Here is a 19,452-nt window from a genome sequence, read left to right as displayed (position 1 = left end):
CGACGCCGTGGGAGAGGGCGTCGTTCTTCGCAGTCCAAACTAGGAACGCGACATCTCAGCGTCAAGATGCGGTGGTCGGTGCGACATCACCCCACAGGATCACGTCGCCGCGAGTGGCCGATCGGCGGCATCGAGGGCCTCGGTCGAGATCTCGTCGAGCGCCGGCCCGGTCGTCCACAACAGGAAGGCGCGGATGGCGCGATCCGGGAACATCGGCTGCAACAGCCGGCGATAGAGCGCCATCTGGCCGACGTAACTCTCGGGAACCGCGCTGCCGGCGGGATGGCGGTCCGATTTGAAGTCGATCACCCGGACCTCGCGCTCGCCGACCACCAGCCGGTCGATGCGGCCGGACACCTCGACGACCTCGCCGCGTCGATCGACGAGACGGCCGACGATCGGCACCTCGGCACGCGCTTCCTCTCCGAAGATCGCGGCGAACTCCGATTCGGCGAGGACGGCGAGCACCTCGCGCGCGATCTCGTCGCGCTCGGTCGGCGTCAGATCGGCGGCGCGGGCGTCGAGGAAGCGGCGGGCGGCGGCGGCGCGATCGGCGGGCGGGCGAGCCGGCAAACGCTCGAGCAGGCGATGGACGAGGATACCGCGGCGGCGTTCCCGGTCGCCGCTCGCCGCGGCGAGGCGATCGCGCGGGTCGATCTCCGGCAGCGGACCGGCTCGGTCGCGCTCGGCGAGGGCGGCGGACGGGGTGATCCGACGCGGCGGCGCGACGGAGGGCGGCGGCGCGGCGATCCAGCTCGGCAGGCCGAGGGCGACCGGGGGGGCGGCTCCGGCAGGTTCCGGCACGGGAGCCGCAGTATCGCGAATCGCCGCGGACGCCGGCGTCGCCCGCCAACGCAGGATCGGTTCGCCTTCGGCGGTGGAGACGACCTCGGCGTCGGCGGCGAGCGCGGTGCGCACCACCTCGTACCAGCAGCCGGGCGCCGGTCCGGAGGCGGGCGCGAGACCGCAGAGGTAGAGCCGGTCGCCGGCGCGGGTCAGCGCCACGTAGAGCAGGCGATGGTATTCGCCGAGCGCCTCTTCGCGCAGCCGATCACGTTCCTCGATCACCCGGCGCGGCGTCGGCTTGCGGTTCCACACCAGCGCCGGCGCGGCGCCGGGCGGGGCGCCGGGCACGGCCAAGGTCACCAGATCGGGATCGTGGGACGAATGGACCGGCGCGGCGCCGCCGTCGACCAGGAAGACCACCGGCGCTTCGAGGCCCTTGGCGCCGTGCACCGTCATCACCCGGATCTCGTCACGGCTCTCGTCGAGTTCGCGCTTGATCTCGGGGGCGGCGGTCGCGACCTCCTCGAGGAAGCGGCCGAGGCTCACCGGCGGGCCGCGATCGGCGGCGAGCGCCAGCGCCATGAACTCGTCGAGCACGTCGTCGGCCTCCGAACCGAGGCGGGCGAGGAAGCGGCGTCGGCCGCCGTCGGCGGCGAGGACGCCCATGAACAGCTCGAAGGGCGGGACGCGGCCGGCGAGATCGCGCCAGCGCTCGAGCCGGGCGAGCGGTTCGGCGAAGCGCGGATGGCCGGGACCGCGGCGGCAAAGCACTTCGGAGAGGCTCTCGGACGGACGGCGATCGGCGCGGGCGAGGTCGATCAGGTCGTCGTCGTCGAGGTCGAAGAGCGGGCTCTTCAGCACCGCGGCGAGCGACAGGTCGTCCTCGGGCAGCACCAGGGCGCGGCCGAGGGCGAGGAGATCGGCGATGGCGATGTGGTCGGTGAGGCGCAGTCGGTCCTGGCCGGCGACCGGGATGCCCCGCTCCTTCAGCACCCGGTTCATCGCCTCGACGAAGGGCCCGCGCTTACGCACCAGAACGATGATGTCGCGGTAGGCGACCGGTGCGCCGGTGCCTTCGAGGACGAAGCCGGGACGGGTCAGCCGGGCGATCTCGTCGGCGATGCCGCGGGCGAGCTTCTCCCAGGGGTGATCGTGGCGGCTGCGATCGATCGGCGCCAGCCAGTCGGCGGGGGCTTCGGCCTTCTCGGCGACGATCATCGGCCAGATCTCGACGAGACCGGGCGCGCCGGCGCGGGCGGCGGCGTGGTTCACGTAGTCGGCCGGATCGGCGAGCAGGCGACCTCGCAGGTCCTCGCCGGCGAAGACCCGGTCGACGGCGGCGAGGACGTCGGCGGTGGAACGGAACGACAGGTCGAGCTTGACGTCGGCGAAGGCGCCGTCGGCCTCGGCGACCTTGCGGGCGAAGTCGCGGCGGGTCTCGGAGAAGGCGTGCGGGGCGGCGCCCTGGAAGGAATAGATCGACTGTTTCTCGTCGCCGACGGCGAAGATGGTGCGATGTTTGGTGCGCGCTCCTTCGCCGGCGAAGAATTCTTCGGTCAGGCTGCGGACGATGCGCCACTGACGCGGGCTGGTGTCCTGTGCCTCGTCGACGAGGACGTGGTCGATGCCCTTGTCGAGCTTGTACTGGACCCATTGGGCGGCGTCGGAGCGCGACAGGAGATCGGCGGTGCGACCGACGAGGTCGTCGAAGTCGAGGGCGTCGCGGCGGCGCTTGCGCAGCTCGTATTCGCCGATCACCGCATCGGCGAGGGTCAGCAGGGCGCCGGTGGCGCGTAGGGTCGCGAGCCGGGCTCGCCGGTCGGCGATGTCCTTCAGCCGCTCGGCTTCGGCGCGGGCGCGGTCGAAGACGTCGGGGACGACGGTGGCGGCGGCCTTGGAGGCGATCGAGGTGTCGGCCTTCGCCTCGCCCGCTTTGGTCAGGAAGATCGACGCCCACGCCTCGGCCCGGACGGCGAGCGGCAGGGCGGCGTCGCGGGCGCGGGCGAGGCGGTCGGCCTGGTCGCCGTCGCGCTTGCCGCCCGCCCCCCAAGCGGCGGCGAGACGCGACGCGTAGGCCTCCGGGATCTCGGGCGAGGCGAGGCATTCGGCGTCGAAGTCGGCCGCGGTCAGGGCCGGATCGATGGCGAGGACGCCGGCCAATTGGGTGAAGGCGTCGTCGGGCATGCCGGTGTCGCGCAGCCACTGCCGCCACAGGTCGCGAACGCCGATGACGCTCGCCAGCGCGTCGAGCACCACCGCCTCGCCGGTCTCGGCGAGAAGCTCGGCCAGGGCGCGGCCGAGCGGCGTGTCGTCGTCCGTGCTCGCCCGCACCAGGACGGCGTCGCGGGCGGCGGCGATCAGATCGGCTTCGGCCGTGGCATCGAGGATGTCGAAGGCGCCGCCGAGATCGGCCTCCAGCGGGAACTGCTGGAGGATGCGTTCGCAGAAGCCGTGGATGGTCTGGATCTTGAGGCCGCCGGGGGTCTCGATCGCCGCGGCAAAGAGCCGGCGGGCCGCCGCCAGCCGCTCCGGCCGTGGCGCTTCGCCCTCCAGCTTGTCGATCTCGGCAGCGAGAGTGGCGTCGTCGAGCACCGCCCAATCGCCGAGGATCTTGTAGACGCGGTTCGCCATGGTGGCGGCGGCCGCCTTGGTGAAGGTGAGGCAGAGGATGCGCGAGGCGGGATTGCCGGCGAGCAGCAGGCGGACGACGCGGCGGGCGAGGACGTAGGTCTTGCCGGAGCCGGCGTTGGCCGACACCCAGGCGGAGGTGCGCGGGGCGGCGGCGCGGCGCTGATCGTCGGTGGTCTTCTGCGGAACGGTGAAGCCGGCGCTCATGGCTCACCCCCTTCCGGCATCTCGCCGGCGGCCCATTCGGCGACGCGGGCGAGGTGGTCGTAGGGGCCGGAGCGGTCCTTCTCGAAGCGGACGTGGCGACGCGAGATCCAGCCGGTGGCGGGGTCGCGGAAGGTCCGCACCAGTTCGATCAGGCCGTCGCGCGCCGCGTCGGCGAGGGCGTCCGGATCGGATCCGTCGGCGGTGACGCCGCGCCGTTCCCAAATGCCGCCGGCCTCGCCGCCCTTCAGATGCAGATAGGCGAGTTCGCCGATCGGCCTATCGGCGTAGTCGGCCCCGAAGGCGCCGGCGCGGGCCATCGCCGCCTCCAGCGGCAACTGCGGGGCGAGGAGGCTCTGCACCTCCTTCTCGCTCGGCGGACGGCCGGTCTTGTAGTCGAGCACGGCGAGCGAGCCGTCGGCCATCAGGTCGAGGCGATCGGCATAGCCGGTCAGGGTGAAGGGGACGCCGTCGACCAGGATCTCCCAGCGGCCGCCGACCTCGGTGCGGCGTTCGCCGACGAGCGGGCTGCGCGCCGCATCCGCCGCGAGCCACCAGCGGGCGATCGCCGCGAGCCGCGGTCGCCACAGTGCGACGATCTCAGGGAAGGCGTCGTATTTTTCGAGGCAGGTCTCGGCGATGGCGGCGAGCCGCGCCGCTTCGGCCTCGCTCGCGGTGCCGTCCCAGGTCTCGACGAACTGCGCCAGGACCTCGTGGACGAAGGTGCCGCGCTCGGCCGCGCCGATCTCGCCGCCGAGCGGATCGAGCGGGTCGAGGCCGAGCACATGGCGGGCGTAGAGGGCGTAGGGGTCGCGGATCCAGGTCTCGATCTCGGTGACCGACAGCTTGTTCGGCCGCCATTCGACCGGCGGCTTCGGCTCCGGCCGGCGGATGGTGCGCGGCGGCGCCGATGCGGCATCGAGGGCGCGGGCCCAGCCGAGAAAGCGTTCGGCCTCGCCGGTCAGGCGGCGGTGGCCCTCGGCACCGGTCAGGGTGGTCAGGCGTTGCAGCCAGCGCGAGGGAACGGTCGGGGCGCCGCCGGCGCGGGCGGAACGGGCGAGTACCACCCGGCGGGCGGCGGCACCTTGCGCATAGTCGTGGGCGGAGAGGCCGATGCGGCGCTCGGGTGCTTCGAGCGCCATGTCGCGGCGCATCGGCCGCGACAGCCAGGGATCGGTGCGGGTGGTGATCGGCCACACGCCTTCGTCGAGACCGGCGAGCACCACCAGATCGAAGGAGAGGAGGCGCGCCTCGAGCGGGCCGAAGACGAAGATGCGGGCATCCGGCGCAGTCGGCCGGCGTACCGGCGCGTCGCCGAGGAGCGCGTCGAAGAAGCCGGGCCACGCGGAGGCGGGAAAGGCGAGGTCGCCGCCTTCGCTCGCCGCGGCGCGGCCGAGCTCGGCGAGCGCCGAAGCGAGCGCCGCACCGTCGTCGCCGTCGTAGAGGGCGGCATCGGAGCCGGTGCCGTCGCGGGCGACCGCCGAGAGCGCCGCGACATGGGCGGCGAGCAGGGTCGGCACGGCGACGTCGCCGGACCCGGCGAGGCTCTCCAGCGGTCCGAGGGCGTCGACCAGGGCAGCGAGAAGATCGCGGGCGGCGGCGAGCGTCTCGGGCGACAGGCGACGGAGCGGCCGCGGTTCGCGCGAGCGCGGCGCGGTGATCTCACCGACCCGTTCGTCGAAGGCGGCGAGGAGGCTGCGGCCGAAGGGCAAGGTGCGGGGACCGCGCAGCACCACCAGTTCGACCACCCGCGCAAGCCGCCGTGCCTCGCCGGCGGGACGGCCGAAGCGGGCGAGCGGATGGGCGAGGAGGGCGGAGACGGCGGCCGGTTCCCAGCCGCCGAGCGCCACCTCGGCGACCAGTCGGGCGAGAAGCGCGGCGCGGGTGTGGCCGAACGGTTGGCCGGCGGAATCGTCGATCTCCAGGCCCCAGCGGGCGAGTTCGGTGGCGACGCGGCGGGCGAGGATGCGGTCGGGAGTGACCAGCGCCGCGGTTTTCGTCGGATCCTCGATCGCCTCGCGCAGCGCCAGCGCCACGGCGAGCGCCTCCTCGCCCTCGCTCTTCGCCTCGATCGCCGACAACCCGTCGAGGGCGGCGTCGAGATCGAAGCCGTCGGCGCGGATGGTCGCGGCGAAATCCGCCCAGGCGTCGGAGGATTCGGCCGGTCGCAGGCTCTCCGAGAGAAGGCGCGCACGCGCCGCTTCGCGGGCATCGGCTTCGCCACCGAGGCGCGCGACGTCGGTGCGGGCGACGCCGAGTCGGTCGAGGAGCAGGCGCAGGCCGTACTGGGGATGGCCGGGCACCGGCTCGCCGTCGAGTGTGCCCGGTTCGAGCAGGTCCCAGGCCGCGTCGTCGAGGTCGAAGTCGAGGCCGGGGAGAACCACGGCGCCGTTGTCGAGCCGGCTCACCACGGCGATCAACTCGGCGGTCGAGGGCACCGAACCGGTCGAGCCGGCGGCGATCACCGGGCCCTTCGGCGGGTGTTCGGCGAGCCGGGCGGCTTCGCGGCGCACCGCGGCGTGGCGGCGCACCGCCGGATCGGCGAGGCCGCGTTCGGCGAGGTGTTTCGGCCAGGCGTCGGCGACGATGGCGAGGAAGGCTCGCGTCATCTGCCAATAGGCGGCGTGGTCGTCGGGGACGAGATCGTCGAGCTTGGCCCAGTCGACGCCCTGCGACACCACCTGATCCATCAGGGTGAGCAGCGCCGTCGACAGGCGCACCGCCTCGGCCGGGCTCGACGGCAGGGTCGGCGCCGATCCGGTCGCCGGGTTGAGCAGCGATCCGGCGAGCGCCCGCGTCCAGCCGAGCACCAGCCGGGCCATCACCAGACGGCGTTCGAGCGGGGTGGCGACCGGTTCGTCGTCGCCGTCGTCGGCGAAGAGGTCCTCGTCGGCATCGACGTCGCCGAAGGGGCGGATGGCGGGCAGCAGCATCGCCGACGGGCCGCCGCGGGCGGTGATCTCGGCGAGGAACGCCGCTTCGAGCGCACGCGCCGCGCGCCGGGTCGGCACCAGGATCAGGGTGTCGGCGAGGACGACGGGATCGCGGCCGTCCCAGCGGAAGCCGGGGACGACCTCGCCGTCGAGGAGGGCGCGGACCAGAGTCGGCAGAAAGGGGCGGCCGGCGTCGATCGAGGTGACGCGGGGGGTGGGATCGCGGGACGGGCGCGGCGGGGAACCTTCGGCCGTGGCGGTCATCCGGTCCCTCCCCGCCTCAATTGGCGCTCTCGGCTATGGCGCGTTCGGCCTCGACGATCGCGTCCGGGGTGCCGATGTGGAGCCAGGTGCCCTCCATGCGCTGGCCGTAGAGCCGGCCCTCCTCGATCGCCCGGTCGAACAGCCGGTTGAGCGAGAAGGCGCCGGAGGGCGCGTCGCGGAAGAGGCGGGGGTGGAAGATGGCGGCGCCGGCATAGGCGAAGGGCGCCACGCGACGCTCGCCGCGGCGGGTCAGCCGGCCGAGCCCGTCCATGACGAAATCGCCCGATCCGGAATAGCCGATCGAGCCGACGATCGGGGCGAGGAGCAACAGGCCGTCCATCGCCGTCTCGTCCCAGCGACGGGCGAGGAGATCGAGATTGGCGCGGATGCCCTCGATCCAGAAGCTGTCGGAATTGTAGACGTAGAACGGCTCGCGGCCGAGGAGCGGCAGGGCCTTGACGATACCGCCGCCGGTCTCGAGCAGCGCCTCACGCTCGTCGGAGACGACGATCTTCGGCTCGGTCCACTTGCCGACGTGGACCTCGACCAGATCGGCGAGGTAGTGGACGTTGACGACACAGACCTCGACCCCGGCGGCCTTCAGCTTGGCGATGGCGTGATCGACGAGTGACCGTCCGCCGACCTCGACGAGGGGTTTCGGGGTGGTGGCGGTGATCGGGCGCATGCGCTTGCCGAGGCCGGCGGCGAGCACCATGGCGTGGGTGGGACGGCGAGAAGGGACGGACGACATTCGGGTCTCGGAGCTGACGTTCCGGCGGCGATCGCCTCAGTCGAAGCGAACGCCGCCGCGCCGGTCGGCCGGCACGGCCTCCTCATACCAGAGCTTCAGCGGACGCAACACCGGTTCGCCGAGGACGCGCGCCAGGTATCCCCAGAGGCGAGGCACATGGGCGAGATAGTGCGGCTTGCCGTCCCGCGCCTTCAGCCGGGCGAAGACGCCGAGGATGCGGGTGGCGCGCTGGGCGGCGAGGATGGCGTAGGCGCGGCGGAAGGCCGGTTCGTCGAAAGCGGGATCGGCCGTGCGCCGCGCCGCGACGTAGGTCCCGATCAGGTCCGCCTCGAGGTCGGCGGGCACGTCGACGCGGGCGTCCTGGGCGAGGCTCGCCACGTCGTAGGCCGGGTGACCGAAGATCGTGTCCTGGAAGTCGAGGACGCCGACGCGGGCGAGGCCGCCTCTGTCGGCGAGCCACAACAGGTTCGGCGAATGGTAGTCGCGCAGGCACCAGGTCGCCGGTCCGGCGAGGATCTCGGCGATCAGCGGGCGCCACAGGGCGAGGAAGCTCTCGCGCTCGGCGGACGTCGCCGGGCGGCCGAGGAGATGCGGGATGCCCCAGTCGAGGAAGACCGTGACCTCGGCCTCGTAGTTGGCGGCGGCGTAGGCCGGAATGGCCCAGGTGCCTCCCTCGCCGTCGGGCAGCGTATGCGGCAGGTCGCGGGCATGGAGGTCGGCGAGAAGTTCGACGGCGGCGAGATAGCGTTCGCGGATCGGCGCCGGCGGCGTCCCGGCGACACAGGGCTCGGCGCCGAGATCCTCGAGCAACATGTATCCGGCATGCAGATCATGAGCGAGGACACGCGGCACCGAGACGCCGAGATCGGCGAAGCCGAGGGCGAAGGCGAGGAAGGGCGCCGGGCCTTCCGCCAGCTTGGCGGCGGCGCGGGCGGCGACGCGGGCGCGGCCGGCGGCATCGTCCGGCTCGGCCGGGTGGTTCATCAGCACCGCCGTCTCGCCGTCGCGCCACACGCGTTCATAGGAGCGCGACGAGGCGTCACCCTGGAGGTGGCGGCGATGGGCGAGACCCCAGCCGGCGACGGCGAGGAAGGCGCGGACACCGGCGGTGCGCACCAGCCGGTCGCGCCACGGCGCCGCCGGTCCGACGAGGCGGACGACGCGAGCGGTCGGGCCGTCGCCCGGTTCGATCGCCACCACCAGGGCGTCGTCCGGCAAGCGCTCGCCGGCGCGATCGGGCCATTCGATCAGGACGGCGCGCTCGCGCACCATCTCGTCGAAGCCGATCTCGTCGAGTTCCTCCGGGCCACGCAGGCGATAGAGGTCGAAATGGGCGAGCGGCAGACGCAGATCGTAGGTCTGGACCAGGGTGAAGGTCGGGCTCGGCACCTCGAGTTCGGCGTCGTCGGCGATCGCCCGCAGCAGGGCGCGGGCGAGGGTCGACTTGCCGGCGCCGAGGTCGCCGACCAGTGCCAAGACGTCGCCGACCTTCAGGATCGCGGCGATATCCTCGGCGAGCGCGGTGGTCGCCGTCTCGTCGGCGAGGTCGATGCGGAAACCCACGTCGTCGGGGACCGGTCCACCGTTCATGCCGTCACTCACCGGCGAGCGGGACGGCCGCGACATCTTCGCCGGTGTCGGCGGCGCGCAGCGGCAGGCGACAGATGACGGTGGTGCCGCGTCCCTCGTGACTGGCGATCTCGACGGTGCCGCCGTGCAGTTCGACGAAGCTCTTGACGATCGAGAGGCCGAGGCCGGCGCCGCCGCGGTGCGGGCCCTGGCGGCGGGTGTAGAAGCGCTCGAAGACCGACTTCAGCTGCTCCTCGGGGATGCCGACTCCCTCGTCGGCGACGGTGAGCACCAGCGCCTCGTCGTCGCGCCGCGCCGCCGCCGTCACCGTGCCGCCCTCCATCGAGAAGGAGACGGCGTTGGAGAGGAGGTTGAACAGCACCTGACGGATGCGTTTCTCGTCGGCGACGACGTGGCCGATGTCGGGCGCGATGTCGGTGGCGAGGGTCAGGTGATTGGCGGCGAGGCGATCCTTCACCCCTTCGATCGCGGCGGCGACGGTGGCGGCGACGTCGACGTCGCCGACCTGCAGACGCATGATGCCGGCATCGATGGTGGCGAGGTCGAGAATGTCGTCGACGATGGCCATCAGCGCCTGCGACGACGACATGATGTGGCCGGTGTAGTCGCGCTGCTTGTCGTTGAGGGGACCGGTACGCGGGTCGGCGAGCAGGTGGGTGAAGCCGACGATGTTGGTCAGCGGCGAGCGCAGCTCGTAGGAGACGAGGCCGACGAAGTCGGTCTTGATGTGGTCGGCCTCCTCCAGCGCCTCGTTCTTCTCGACCAGGGCGCGCTCGACGTTCACCGTGTCGGTGACGTTGACGAAGGTGACGAGCGTCGCGCCGTCGGGCAGCGGCACGGCGGAATATTCGAGCACCGTGCCGTCGCGCCGCTCCATCGTGCCGGAGAGGCGATCACGGTTGTCGGCGAGGCCGGTGACGGCGAGCTTCAGGCGGTTCCAGGTGGCGCGATCGTCGTGGACGAAGGCGAGGCGTTCGACCACGTCGGTGATGTGCGGCTTCAGGCCGAGGGTCTTCTCGTCGAGGCGCCACAGCGACACGAAGGCGGGGTTCCACAGCCGCAGACGACCGTCGGAGCCGAACACCACGACACCCTCGGAGAGGTGGTCGAGGGTCTCGCCCTGGACGCGGACGACGGCGTTGTGGCGCTTCTCGAGCTCGAGCTTCTCGGTGACGTTCTCGTAGATGTAGGTGACGCCGCCCTGAGGGTGGGGATTGGCGATGACGCGCAGCGTCTGGCCGTCGGGCAGGTGCCACCAGTGCTCCTTGGCCTCGAGCGCCTGATAGGCGGCGTGGAGGTCGCGCTTGAAGGAGCGCCAGTCGGCCTGCTCCGGCAGTTTGCGTGCGGCACGCATCTGATCGAGCACGGTGCCGTCGTCGGGCGACGACTCGAGGAAGACGGCGTCGAGGCCGAAGAGGCCGCGGAAGGCGGCGTTGTAGAACTGCAGCCGCTTGTCGGCGCCGAAGATCGCCACCGCGGTGGCCAACTGATCGAGTGTGCGGGCGTGGAAGTCGATGGTGCGGCGGAGCTCGGCCTGGGTCTGCTCGAGATCGGTGACGTCGATGGCGATACCGGCCTCGCCGTGGGCGGAGGCGACGTCGACGACGTCGTAGGTGCGCCGGCGGCCGGAGACGACCACCGGCAGGCGCAGGTCGACGGCGAGCGCCGTCTCGCGGGCCTGGCGGATGGCCTTGCGGCCGGCGGTGTCGAGCAATTCGAGCGCCTGATCGCGCACCTGGCCGGCATCGCGGGCGTCGACGGCTTCCGTATAGGCGCGGTTCACCCAGCCGAGAGACCCGTCGAGGCCGCGCAGCCATACCGGCATCGGCATGGCCTCGAACAGGGCGCGGGTCGCCTCGACGTCGCCGATCAGGCGACGATGGCGTTCGGTGAGTTCGGCATGGCGCAGACGTTCGCCGGTCAGGTCGGCGAAGCGGACGAAGGGTCGGCCGCCGGCGATGCGGCCGGTCGCCGAAATGAAGGTGCCGGAGCGGGTGGCGAGTTCGAGATCGAAGGGGGTGCCGCGCTCGCGCAGCGCCTCGGTGTCGCGATCGAGATCGGCGGCGCAGGTCGGCTCCAGCCAGGCGCCGAAGGCGAGGAACTCGGCGCGCGCCTTGGGGGCGCCGGCGGCCGGGCCGAGCGAGCCGAGAATGAGCGGCGGTTCGCCGGGTTGGCTCCAGGCGAGGATCAGCTGGTCTTCGCCGTCGAGCAGGGCTTCGGCGCGCTCGGCCTGGGCCTTGAGGCCGGCGTTGTCGGCGGAGAGACGGATGATGGTGGCTTCGGCGCGAGCGCGCTGGCGCATCATGCCGACGGCGGACGCGGCAGCGACGCAGACGACGCCGATCATCGACGAGGTGAGGACGATCTGATGGGTGGCGAGCGCCTCTTCGGCCGCCGCCAGGACGGGCGCGGTCGAGGCGAGAAGCCCGAGCGCGGTGGTCGACAACGATCGGAGCGACGTCGGAATCCGTCCTCCCCTCCGCCCCCACATGTCGAAGGTCCCCTTCCCACTCGGATCTTTCGCTGGATGCCCGAACCCGGCGGATACGCACGCGGGAGGGCCGAATCACTTCGAAGATAACCTCTCGGGGGCAGGCTGAGGAGAGTCGGAGAACCACAAATGAAACGGGCGTCGTGAAGTTTCACGACGCCCACAACATGTCGTATCCGAAGTGCTGTCGATCAATAGCGATAGTGGTCCGGCTTGAACGGTCCCTCGGAGGGCACACCGATATAGTCGGCCTGTTCCTTGCTGAGCGTCGACAGAGCGACGCCGAGCTTGGCGAGATGGAGAGAAGCGACCTTCTCGTCCAGCTTCTTGGGCAGGGTGTAGACGCGCCTGTCGTAGGCCGCGGCGTTGGTCCACAGCTCGATCTGGGCCAGCGTCTGGTTGGTGAAGGACGCCGACATGACGAAGCTCGGATGGCCGGTGGCATTGCCGAGATTGACCAGACGGCCCTCGGACAGGACGATGATGCGCTTGCCGTCCGGGAAGACCACGTGGTCGACCTGATCCTTGATCTTCTCCCACTTGTAGTTCTTCAGGGCGGCGATCTGGATCTCGGCGTCGAAGTGGCCGATGTTGCAGACGATGGCGTTGTTCTTCATCGCCCGCATGTGGTCGAGGGTGATGACGTCCTTGTTGCCGGTGGCGGTGACGAAGATGTCGCCGCGCGACGCGGCGTCTTCCATGGTCACCACCTCGTAGCCCTCCATCGCCGCCTGCAGGGCGCAGATCGGGTCGATCTCGGTGACGAGGACGCGGGCGCCGCCGTTGCGCAGAGACGCGGCCGAGCCCTTGCCGACGTCACCGTAGCCGGCGACGACGGCGATCTTGCCGGCGAGCATGACGTCGGTGGCGCGGCGGATGCCGTCGACCAGCGATTCACGGCAGCCGTAGAGGTTGTCGAACTTCGACTTGGTGACGCTGTCGTTGACGTTGATCGCCGGGAACGGCAGGCGGCCCTGTTCGGTCAGCATGTAGAGGCGATGGACGCCGGTGGTGGTCTCCTCGGAGACGCCGCGGATGGCGTCGCGGGTCTTGGCGAACCAGCCCGGCTGGGTCTTCAGGCGCTTCCAGATGGTGGCGAAGAAGGCGACCTCCTCCTCGTTGCCCGGCTTGTCGAGGATCGAGGGATCCTTCTCCGCCTCGGCGCCGAGGATGACGTACATGGTGGCGTCACCACCGTCGTCGAGGATCATGTTGGGAACGCCGCCGTCGGCCCAGTCGAAGGTGCGGGCGACGAAGTCCCAGTACTCCTCCAGGCTCTCGCCCTTGTGGGCGAACACCGGGGTGCCGGCGGCGGCGATGGCCGCGGCGGCGTGGTCCTGAGTCGAGAAGATGTTGCAGGACGACCAGCGCACCTCGGCGCCGAGCGCCTGGAGGGTCTCGATCAGCACCGCGGTCTGGATGGTCATGTGCAGGCAGCCGGCGATGCGGGCGCCCTTCAGCGGCTGCGCCGGGCCGTACTCGCCGCGCACCGCCATCAGGCCGGGCATCTCGGTCTCGGCGATGTCGATCTCCTTGCGGCCCCAGGGGGCGAGGGCGAGGTCCTTGACGGCGTAATCGTGGATCTGGGTCATGTCGGTCTCCGAAGCGCCTCGGGGCGCGGGTCTCCGGCCATGGTCGTCGAGTGCGGTCGGGGCACGAGGACGTGGACGGTGGACGAAACGATCGCGGGGCACGAGAGCCCCCCATGGCGCGGCTCATAGCAGACGCGTCACGATACGACAATAACGATATAAAGATTTCTTTATATGACGGCTGCATCGCCCGTCTCGCGCGACGGCGAGAACGACGGCGGCGACCCGCTCGTTCGGACATCGAATCGATCGAATTCCTGGTCCATGGTCACGTCGTCGGGCGGCGATTCGCCCGGGGGAGATGCGGACCCTATGACTGACGTCGAGACCTCGAAGGCCGGCGGCGAGAGCGATGCCTCGCGCGACCGGTTCAACAACATGATCGCCATCGCGGTGGCGCTGGTATCGGCCTTCATGGCCGTTTCGAAGATCAAGGACGACAACATCGTCCAGGGCATGCAGAAGGCGCAGGCCGAGAGCGTCGATCGCTGGAACGAGTATCAGGCGCGGCGCCAGCGCTGGTTCGGCATGGAGCTCGCGATCGCCCAAGCCAGGGCGACACAGACCATGACGCCGGAACTCGAGAAGACGCTGGCCGACTGGAAGAAGAACGCCGACCTCTATCAGAAGCGCGCCGACGAGGCGATGGAGAAGGCCAAGGGCCGCGAGGCCGACTACGCCGCCGCCAACGACCGCGACGACCTCTTCGATCTCTCCGACGCCTTCCTGTCGGTGGCGATCGCGCTCTTCGCCGTCACCGCGCTGGTGCGCGTCCGTTGGCTGTTCGGCGCCGCGTCGATCCTCGCCGCCGCCGGGATGGTCTTCGGCGTCGCCGGCTTCAACGGCTGGGTCTGGCTCAAGCCGGATTTCCTGGCCGCCTTCCTGGGGTGACCCGGGGCGAGCCGACCGTGCGGATCGTCGCCTCGATCCAGGCGACGACCGCCGAGACCGCGCGATCGGCCCGCCGCTCGGGATGCACCAACAGCCAGATCTCGCGACTCGGCGGCGGCTCGTCCGTGTCGAGACGGACGAGCCGTGGGTCGGCGTCGGCGACGAGACACGGCAGCACGGCACGGTGACCGGCCACCACCGCCTCGACCAAGAGGGCGGCGCGGTCGGCGCGCAAGCGGATCGGCACGTCGGCGAAGTGCGTGGCGAGCCAACGGCTCTCGGTGGGCGAGGCGTTCGCCATAGGTGGCGAGCGGCAGGCGTTCCGGCCGATCTGCGTCGGCGGGGGCATAGAGCGCGAAGTCGAGACTACCAAGCCTCCTGACGATCGCCGTATCGGCCCGCGGCCGGGCGAGGCGGACGGCGACGTCGGCCTCGCGGGCGGCGAGCGACACGGGCGCATCGTCGAGATCGAAGGTCAGCCGCACGCCGGGATGGGCGTCGCGGAAAGCGGCGAGGCGCGGAGCGAGGAGGCGCGTCGCCACCAGATCGACGGTGGAGACGACCACATGGCCGGCCAATGACGACCGTTCGTCGCGCAGGCGGGCGAGCACCCGCGCGGTCGCGGCTGCGGCGATATCGAGATCGGGCATCACCGCGTCGATCACCGGGCGGGCGACGAGACGACGCTCGACGCGATCGAAGAGGGTCAGGTCGAGCCCCTGTTCGAGGCGGGCGAGGCGGCGCGCCGCGGTGGTCTGGTCGATGCCGAGGCGACGCGCCGCGCCGGCGCTCGAGCCCTCGGCGCGGATCGCCGCGACCAGCCTCAGATCGTCCCAATCGAGCTCCACGGCCCCTCCGAACCTGCGATTTCGCAGGATGAGAGCCGAGAATATCCGGTTCTCATGGGAAAGTCGCCGGCCGAAGATGAGCAGGACCCAGCTCCCGGAGGACCCATGACCGAAACGCTCGCTTCCCCCCTGCCGCAGACGCTCCTCGCCCTCGCCGGTCGGACGATCCCGCTGCCCGACCTCGCGACGTCGACCCTGGTGTCGATCGATCTGCAGAACGAATATCTCGCCGGCCCGCTGGTGCTCGACGGCGCCGAGGCGGCGGTCGCGGCGGCGGCGCGATTGCTCGCCGCGGTGCGCGCGGCCGGCGGGCGGGTCGTCCACGTCGCCCATGCCGGCCGGCCCGGCGGCTTCTTCGATCGGACGGCGGCGCGCGGCGCCTTCGCCGACGAGGTCGCGCCGCGGGCGGGCGAAGCGGTTGTGGAGAAGCGGGCGATCTCGGCCTTCCACGGCACCGATCTGGCGACGCATCTGCCCGAGCCGGGGGCGGCGACGCTGATCGTCGCCGGTTTCATGACCCACAACTGCGTCTCCTCGACGGTGAGGACCGCCGGCGACCTCGGTCACACGATCGTCGTCGCCCACGACGCCTGCGCCACCCGCGCCCTGCCCGGCCCCGACGGCGTCGTGGTCGATGCGGCGACGCTCGGCCGCGCCGCGCTCGCCGGCATCGCCGACCGCTTCTGCCGGCTGGCGAGCGTCGAGGAGATCGTCACTGCCCCTGACCCGGCCGACCGCGCGTCGCGTCTTCGCGAAGACGTGAACGCGCCCCTCTTGGCGACCGGCGCCGGATCAAGTAAGTGATCACTCACTTAATCGAATGAGCCGACGATGCGCAAACGAGCGGAGGACCGCCGCCTCGAAATCGTCGAGGCGGTGTTGCGCCTCGCGGTGGAGATGGGGCCGGACCGATTGACGACCCAGGCGGTGGCGGATGCGGTCGGCATCTCGCAGCCGGCGGTGTTCCGTCATTTCCCGACGCGCGCCGCGCTGTGGCTCGCGGTGGCGCATCACGTCGCCGGGCGGGTGCGCGCCTGTTGGGACGCGGTGGCGAAGCCGACCGACGACCCGATCGCCGACGTCCGCCGGCTGGCGGTGGCGCAGATGGGGGTGGTCGCCGACGAGCCGTCGATCCTCGCCATCGTCTTCTCGCACGAACTCAGGGTCGCCGACCCCACCCTGGCGGCGGTGTTCCGCGGCCTGATGGCCGACATCTCGGGCCGCCTCGCGGCGCGTTTCGCCGCGGCCGGAGATCGGCTTCTCGCCTCCCCGGCCGATGCGGCGCTGCTCGTCCTCGGCCTCATCCAGGGTCTGGCGCTGCGCTGGTCGCTCGCCGGGCGTGGATTCGATCTCGTGAGCGAAGGCGAACGCCTTCTCGACCTGCAGCTCGCCGGGCTGGTGCGCCCCGGCTCCGGAGTGACCCCATGAACCGTACCGTCCGCACTCTTCTGATCGTCGCCGGCGTCGCCGCCGCCGGGGTCGGGGTCCGTACCTTGCTCGCCTCGCGTCCGGTGACGGTCGACGCGGCCGAGACCGCCGAGACCGTCGCGGTGAAGGTCTTCGGGCTCGGCACCCAGGAGGCGCGCATAACCTCGCGGCTCGGCTTCGAGACCGCCGCGGCGCTGGTCGAACTCGCCGCCGACCACGGCGACCGGGTCGCCAAGGGCACCCTCCTCGCCCGCCTCCAGGACGGCGAGGCGCGCGCCCGGGTGGAGAAGTCGCGCGCCGGCGTGGCGGCGGCGGAAGCGGCTCTCGTCAAGGCGGAGGCCTTCACCGCTCGCGCCCGGGTGATCGCCGAGCAGAAGGAGCGCCAGGGCGATCGCCGCCAGTCGCTGGTGGAGCGCCGCACCGTCTCGATCGAAGTGGCCGAGCAGGCCGACATGGACGCCCGCGTCGCCGCCGCCGACCTGAAGATCGCCGAGCGCGACGTCGAAGTGGCGCGCGTCAACCTCGCCAATGCCCGAGCCCAGTTGCAGCTCGACGAGGTGCTGCTGGAGCGCCATCGACTCGTCGCGCCGTTCGACGGCGTGGTGACGGCGCGGTTGCGCGAACTCGGGGCGGTGATGAACCCGGGCGAGGCGCTCTACACCCTGGTCGATCCGGCGACGGTGTGGATCCAGGCCTTCGTCGACGAGGCGCGGGCCGGCGAGCTCGCGGTCGGACAGCCGGCCGAGGTGCGGCTGCGCTCGCGCCCCGGTGAGGTCTTCGCCGGTTCGGTCGCCCGTATCGGCCTCGAGAACGACCGGGTCGGGGAGGAGCGCCGGCTCTTCGTCGACTGCCGCGACTGTCCGAAGGAGTTCCATCTCGGCGAACAGGCCGAAGTGGTGGTGACCACCCGTACCCTCCCTCGCGCGCTCCTGGTGCCGGAGACGGCGCTGCGCCTCACCGGACCGGCCGAGGCGATGGCCTGGGTGGTCGCCGACGGGCGCCTCCAGGAGGCGAAGGTGCGGCTCGGGGCCCGGCTCCTCGACGGCCGCGCCGAGATCGTCGACGGCGTGCCGGCCGGCGCCACGGTGGTGGCGAGTGCGACCGCCGGCTTCGTCGCCGGCCATGCGGCGCGGATCTCGGAAGGGTCGGCGAAATGAACCTCGCGCTCCACGACATCCGGCACAATCTCGGTCGGTTCCTCCTGACCTCGGTCGGCCTCGGGCTGCTGCTCGGCGTCGTCCTGTCGATGATCGGCATCTATCGCGGCCTCGTTTCCGAAGCGCTGTCGCTCGCCCGTTCGCCCGCCGCCGACCTGTGGGTGGTGGAGACCGGCACGCGCGGTCCCTTCGCGGAGGGGTCGCGCATCCCCGGCGACACCCGCGAGGCGGTCGCCCGGCTCTCCGGCGTCACCGCCACCGGCTCGGTCACCTTCCAGTCCTTCGAGACCGAACATCGTGGCCGCAAGCTGCGCCTGCAGGTGGTCGGCTTCGAACCCGGTCGGCTCGGCGGCCCGAGCGGGCTCGTCGAGGGGCGCGACGTCGTCCGCCGTCACGAGGTGGTGGCCGATGCCAAGACCGGGCTCACGGTCGGCGAACGCATCGTGCTCGCCGGCGATCCCTACACGGTGGTCGGGCTCACCCGAGGGGCGGTGTCGTCGGGCGGCGATCCGATCATCTGGCTGACGCTGCGCGACAGTCAGGTGCTGCAGTTCCGCCTCTCTCCCGCCCCGGCGCGGCGCGAGGCGGCGCGCGGCGCGACGACGCAGACGCCGGACACGGTCAACGCCGTGCTCGCCCGGGTGGCGGCGTCGGTGCCGGTCGATGCGGTGGCGGCGGAGGCGCGGCGGTGGAAGCACCTCTCGGCGCTGACCCAGGCCGACCAGGAGACGATCCTCACCCGCTCGGTGGTCGAGAAGGCACGCCAGCAGATCGGCCTCTTCACCACGGTGCTGCTCACGGTGTCGACGGTGATCATCGCCCTCATCATCTACACGATGACCATGGACAAGCTGAAGGAGATCGCGACGCTGAAGCTGATCGGCGCGCCCGACGGCCGCATCGTCGGACTGATCGTGCAACAGGCGCTGGCGCTCGGCATCCTCGGCTTCTCGATCGGCGCGACGCTGATCGCCACGATCAAGGATCACTTCCCGCGCCGGGTGCTGATGCAGCCGGAGGACGCGACGGCGCTCGGCGTCATCGTCATCGTCGTCTGCGTGGTGGCGAGCGGTCTCGGCGTGCGGCTGGCGCTCAAGGTCGATCCGGCCACGGCGCTGGGGAGCTGAACATGACCGACGACATCCGCCCCCTCGTCGAACTGCGCGGGCTCGCCAAGCACTACGGCGAGGGCGAGACCCGGGTCGACGCGCTGAAGAGCATCGACCTCGATCTGATGCCGGGTCAGGTGATCGGCCTCCTCGGCCCCTCCGGCTCGGGCAAGACGACGCTGCTCAATCTCATCGGCTGCATCGTCGAGCCGAGCGCCGGCACCATGAAGCTCGACGGCGAGACGGTGTGGGACGGACGGTGGCGCCGCTCCGACCTCAGGGCGCTGCGGCTCGAGAAGGTCGGCTTCATCTTCCAGTTCCACAATCTCCTGCCGTTCCTCGACGTCGTCGACAACATCGCCCTGGTGCTCGACATGGCCGGGGTCGGTCGTGAGCCGGCGAAGCAACGGGCGATCGAGTTGCTCGAGTATCTCGAGGTCGGGCACCGCCGCAACGCCATGCCGTCGCAGCTCTCCGGCGGCGAGGCGCAGCGCGTCGCCATCGCCCGGGCGCTGGCCAACCGGCCGCGCATCATCCTCGCCGACGAGCCGACCGCGGCGCTCGACGGCCAACGCGCCGGCATCGTCATGGATCTGATGCGGCGGGTCGCCGTCGACCAGAAGGCGGCGGTGGTGGTGGTCACCCACGACGAGAAGATTTACGACCGCTTCGACGACATCTACTCGCTGCGCGACGGGCGGATCGCCGAGACCTGATCGAGGATTCGACAGGGCTTTTCGGCGAACGGAACACGGAATTCGAATGTGTCGTTCGAATTCC

General features: G+C 71.4%; 12 protein-coding genes and 1 pseudogene. 6 read left to right on the top strand and 7 right to left on the bottom strand.

The window, feature by feature from the left end:
- Positions 1 to 99 precede the first annotated feature (99 nt).
- From addA to ahcY, 6 genes are all read right to left on the bottom strand, one after another.
- Positions 100 to 3,621: a double-strand break repair helicase AddA gene (gene addA, locus V7Q42_RS08305; protein WP_333823500.1), complete on the bottom strand. Its 3,522-nt coding sequence runs from the start codon at positions 3,619 to 3,621 to the stop codon at positions 100 to 102.
- Positions 3,618 to 6,815: a double-strand break repair protein AddB gene (gene addB, locus V7Q42_RS08300; RefSeq protein ID WP_333823499.1), complete on the bottom strand. Its 3,198-nt coding sequence runs from the start codon at positions 6,813 to 6,815 to the stop codon at positions 3,618 to 3,620. Before addB ends, addA begins: the two co-directional genes overlap by 4 nt.
- 16 nt (positions 6,816 to 6,831) lie before the next feature.
- Positions 6,832 to 7,566: a nucleotidyltransferase family protein gene (locus tag V7Q42_RS08295; protein WP_333823497.1), complete on the bottom strand. Its 735-nt coding sequence runs from the start codon at positions 7,564 to 7,566 to the stop codon at positions 6,832 to 6,834.
- A 36-nt stretch (positions 7,567 to 7,602) separates the two neighbouring features.
- Positions 7,603 to 9,156: a tRNA (adenosine(37)-N6)-threonylcarbamoyltransferase complex ATPase subunit type 1 TsaE gene (tsaE, locus tag V7Q42_RS08290; RefSeq protein ID WP_333823496.1), complete on the bottom strand. Its 1,554-nt coding sequence runs from the start codon at positions 9,154 to 9,156 to the stop codon at positions 7,603 to 7,605.
- 4 nt (positions 9,157 to 9,160) lie between these two features.
- Complete coding sequence (locus tag V7Q42_RS08285) at positions 9,161 to 11,602, bottom strand: PAS domain-containing sensor histidine kinase (protein WP_333823495.1); 2,442 nt, start codon at positions 11,600 to 11,602, stop codon at positions 9,161 to 9,163.
- A gap of 236 nt (positions 11,603 to 11,838) precedes the next feature.
- Positions 11,839 to 13,239 (bottom strand): adenosylhomocysteinase, encoded by a 1,401-nt coding sequence (gene ahcY, locus V7Q42_RS08280; protein WP_333823494.1) that lies wholly within the window; start codon positions 13,237 to 13,239, stop codon positions 11,839 to 11,841.
- A 312-nt stretch (positions 13,240 to 13,551) separates the two neighbouring features.
- Here ahcY and V7Q42_RS08275 point away from each other — a divergent pair, with 312 nt between their 5' ends.
- On the top strand, positions 13,552 to 14,130 hold the full coding sequence (locus V7Q42_RS08275) for a DUF4337 domain-containing protein (protein ID WP_333823492.1): 579 nt from the start codon (positions 13,552 to 13,554) through the stop codon (positions 14,128 to 14,130).
- On the opposite strand, the pseudogene V7Q42_RS21440 reads toward V7Q42_RS08275, so the two are convergent.
- A pseudogene (locus V7Q42_RS21440) lies at positions 14,096 to 14,978 on the bottom strand (LysR family transcriptional regulator). The gene V7Q42_RS08275 and the pseudogene V7Q42_RS21440 overlap by 35 nt on opposite strands.
- A 105-nt stretch (positions 14,979 to 15,083) precedes the next feature.
- On the opposite strand from V7Q42_RS21440, the gene V7Q42_RS08260 reads away from it, so the two are divergent.
- The 5 genes from V7Q42_RS08260 to V7Q42_RS08240 are packed head-to-tail and all read left to right on the top strand — an operon-like array spanning position 15,084 to position 19,388.
- Entirely contained in the window at positions 15,084 to 15,782 is a 699-nt protein-coding gene (locus V7Q42_RS08260) for an isochorismatase family protein (RefSeq protein ID WP_333823489.1), read from the top strand.
- Between the two features lie 27 nt (positions 15,783 to 15,809).
- Positions 15,810 to 16,406 (top strand): TetR/AcrR family transcriptional regulator, encoded by a 597-nt coding sequence (locus tag V7Q42_RS08255; RefSeq protein ID WP_333823488.1) that lies wholly within the window; start codon positions 15,810 to 15,812, stop codon positions 16,404 to 16,406.
- Positions 16,403 to 17,563, top strand: coding sequence for an efflux RND transporter periplasmic adaptor subunit (locus V7Q42_RS08250; RefSeq protein ID WP_333823487.1), 1,161 nt, complete (start codon positions 16,403 to 16,405; stop codon positions 17,561 to 17,563). The genes V7Q42_RS08255 and V7Q42_RS08250 overlap by 4 nt, the downstream gene beginning before the upstream one ends.
- Positions 17,560 to 18,690, top strand: coding sequence for an ABC transporter permease (locus tag V7Q42_RS08245; protein ID WP_333823486.1), 1,131 nt, complete (start codon positions 17,560 to 17,562; stop codon positions 18,688 to 18,690). The genes V7Q42_RS08250 and V7Q42_RS08245 overlap by 4 nt, the downstream gene beginning before the upstream one ends.
- A 2-nt stretch (positions 18,691 to 18,692) precedes the next feature.
- Positions 18,693 to 19,388, top strand: a complete 696-nt coding sequence (locus tag V7Q42_RS08240) for an ABC transporter ATP-binding protein (RefSeq protein ID WP_333823485.1) — start codon at positions 18,693 to 18,695, stop codon at positions 19,386 to 19,388.
- The last annotated feature ends 64 nt before the right edge of the window (positions 19,389 to 19,452 follow it).

Origin of the sequence: Pinisolibacter sp., from assembly GCF_036782435.1 — a bacterium.
Classification (GTDB): Bacteria; Pseudomonadota; Alphaproteobacteria; order Rhizobiales; family Ancalomicrobiaceae; genus CALBKH01.
The sequence above is the reverse complement of the archived record's forward strand: the minus strand, read 5'-3'. Positions and strand labels throughout refer to the sequence as shown.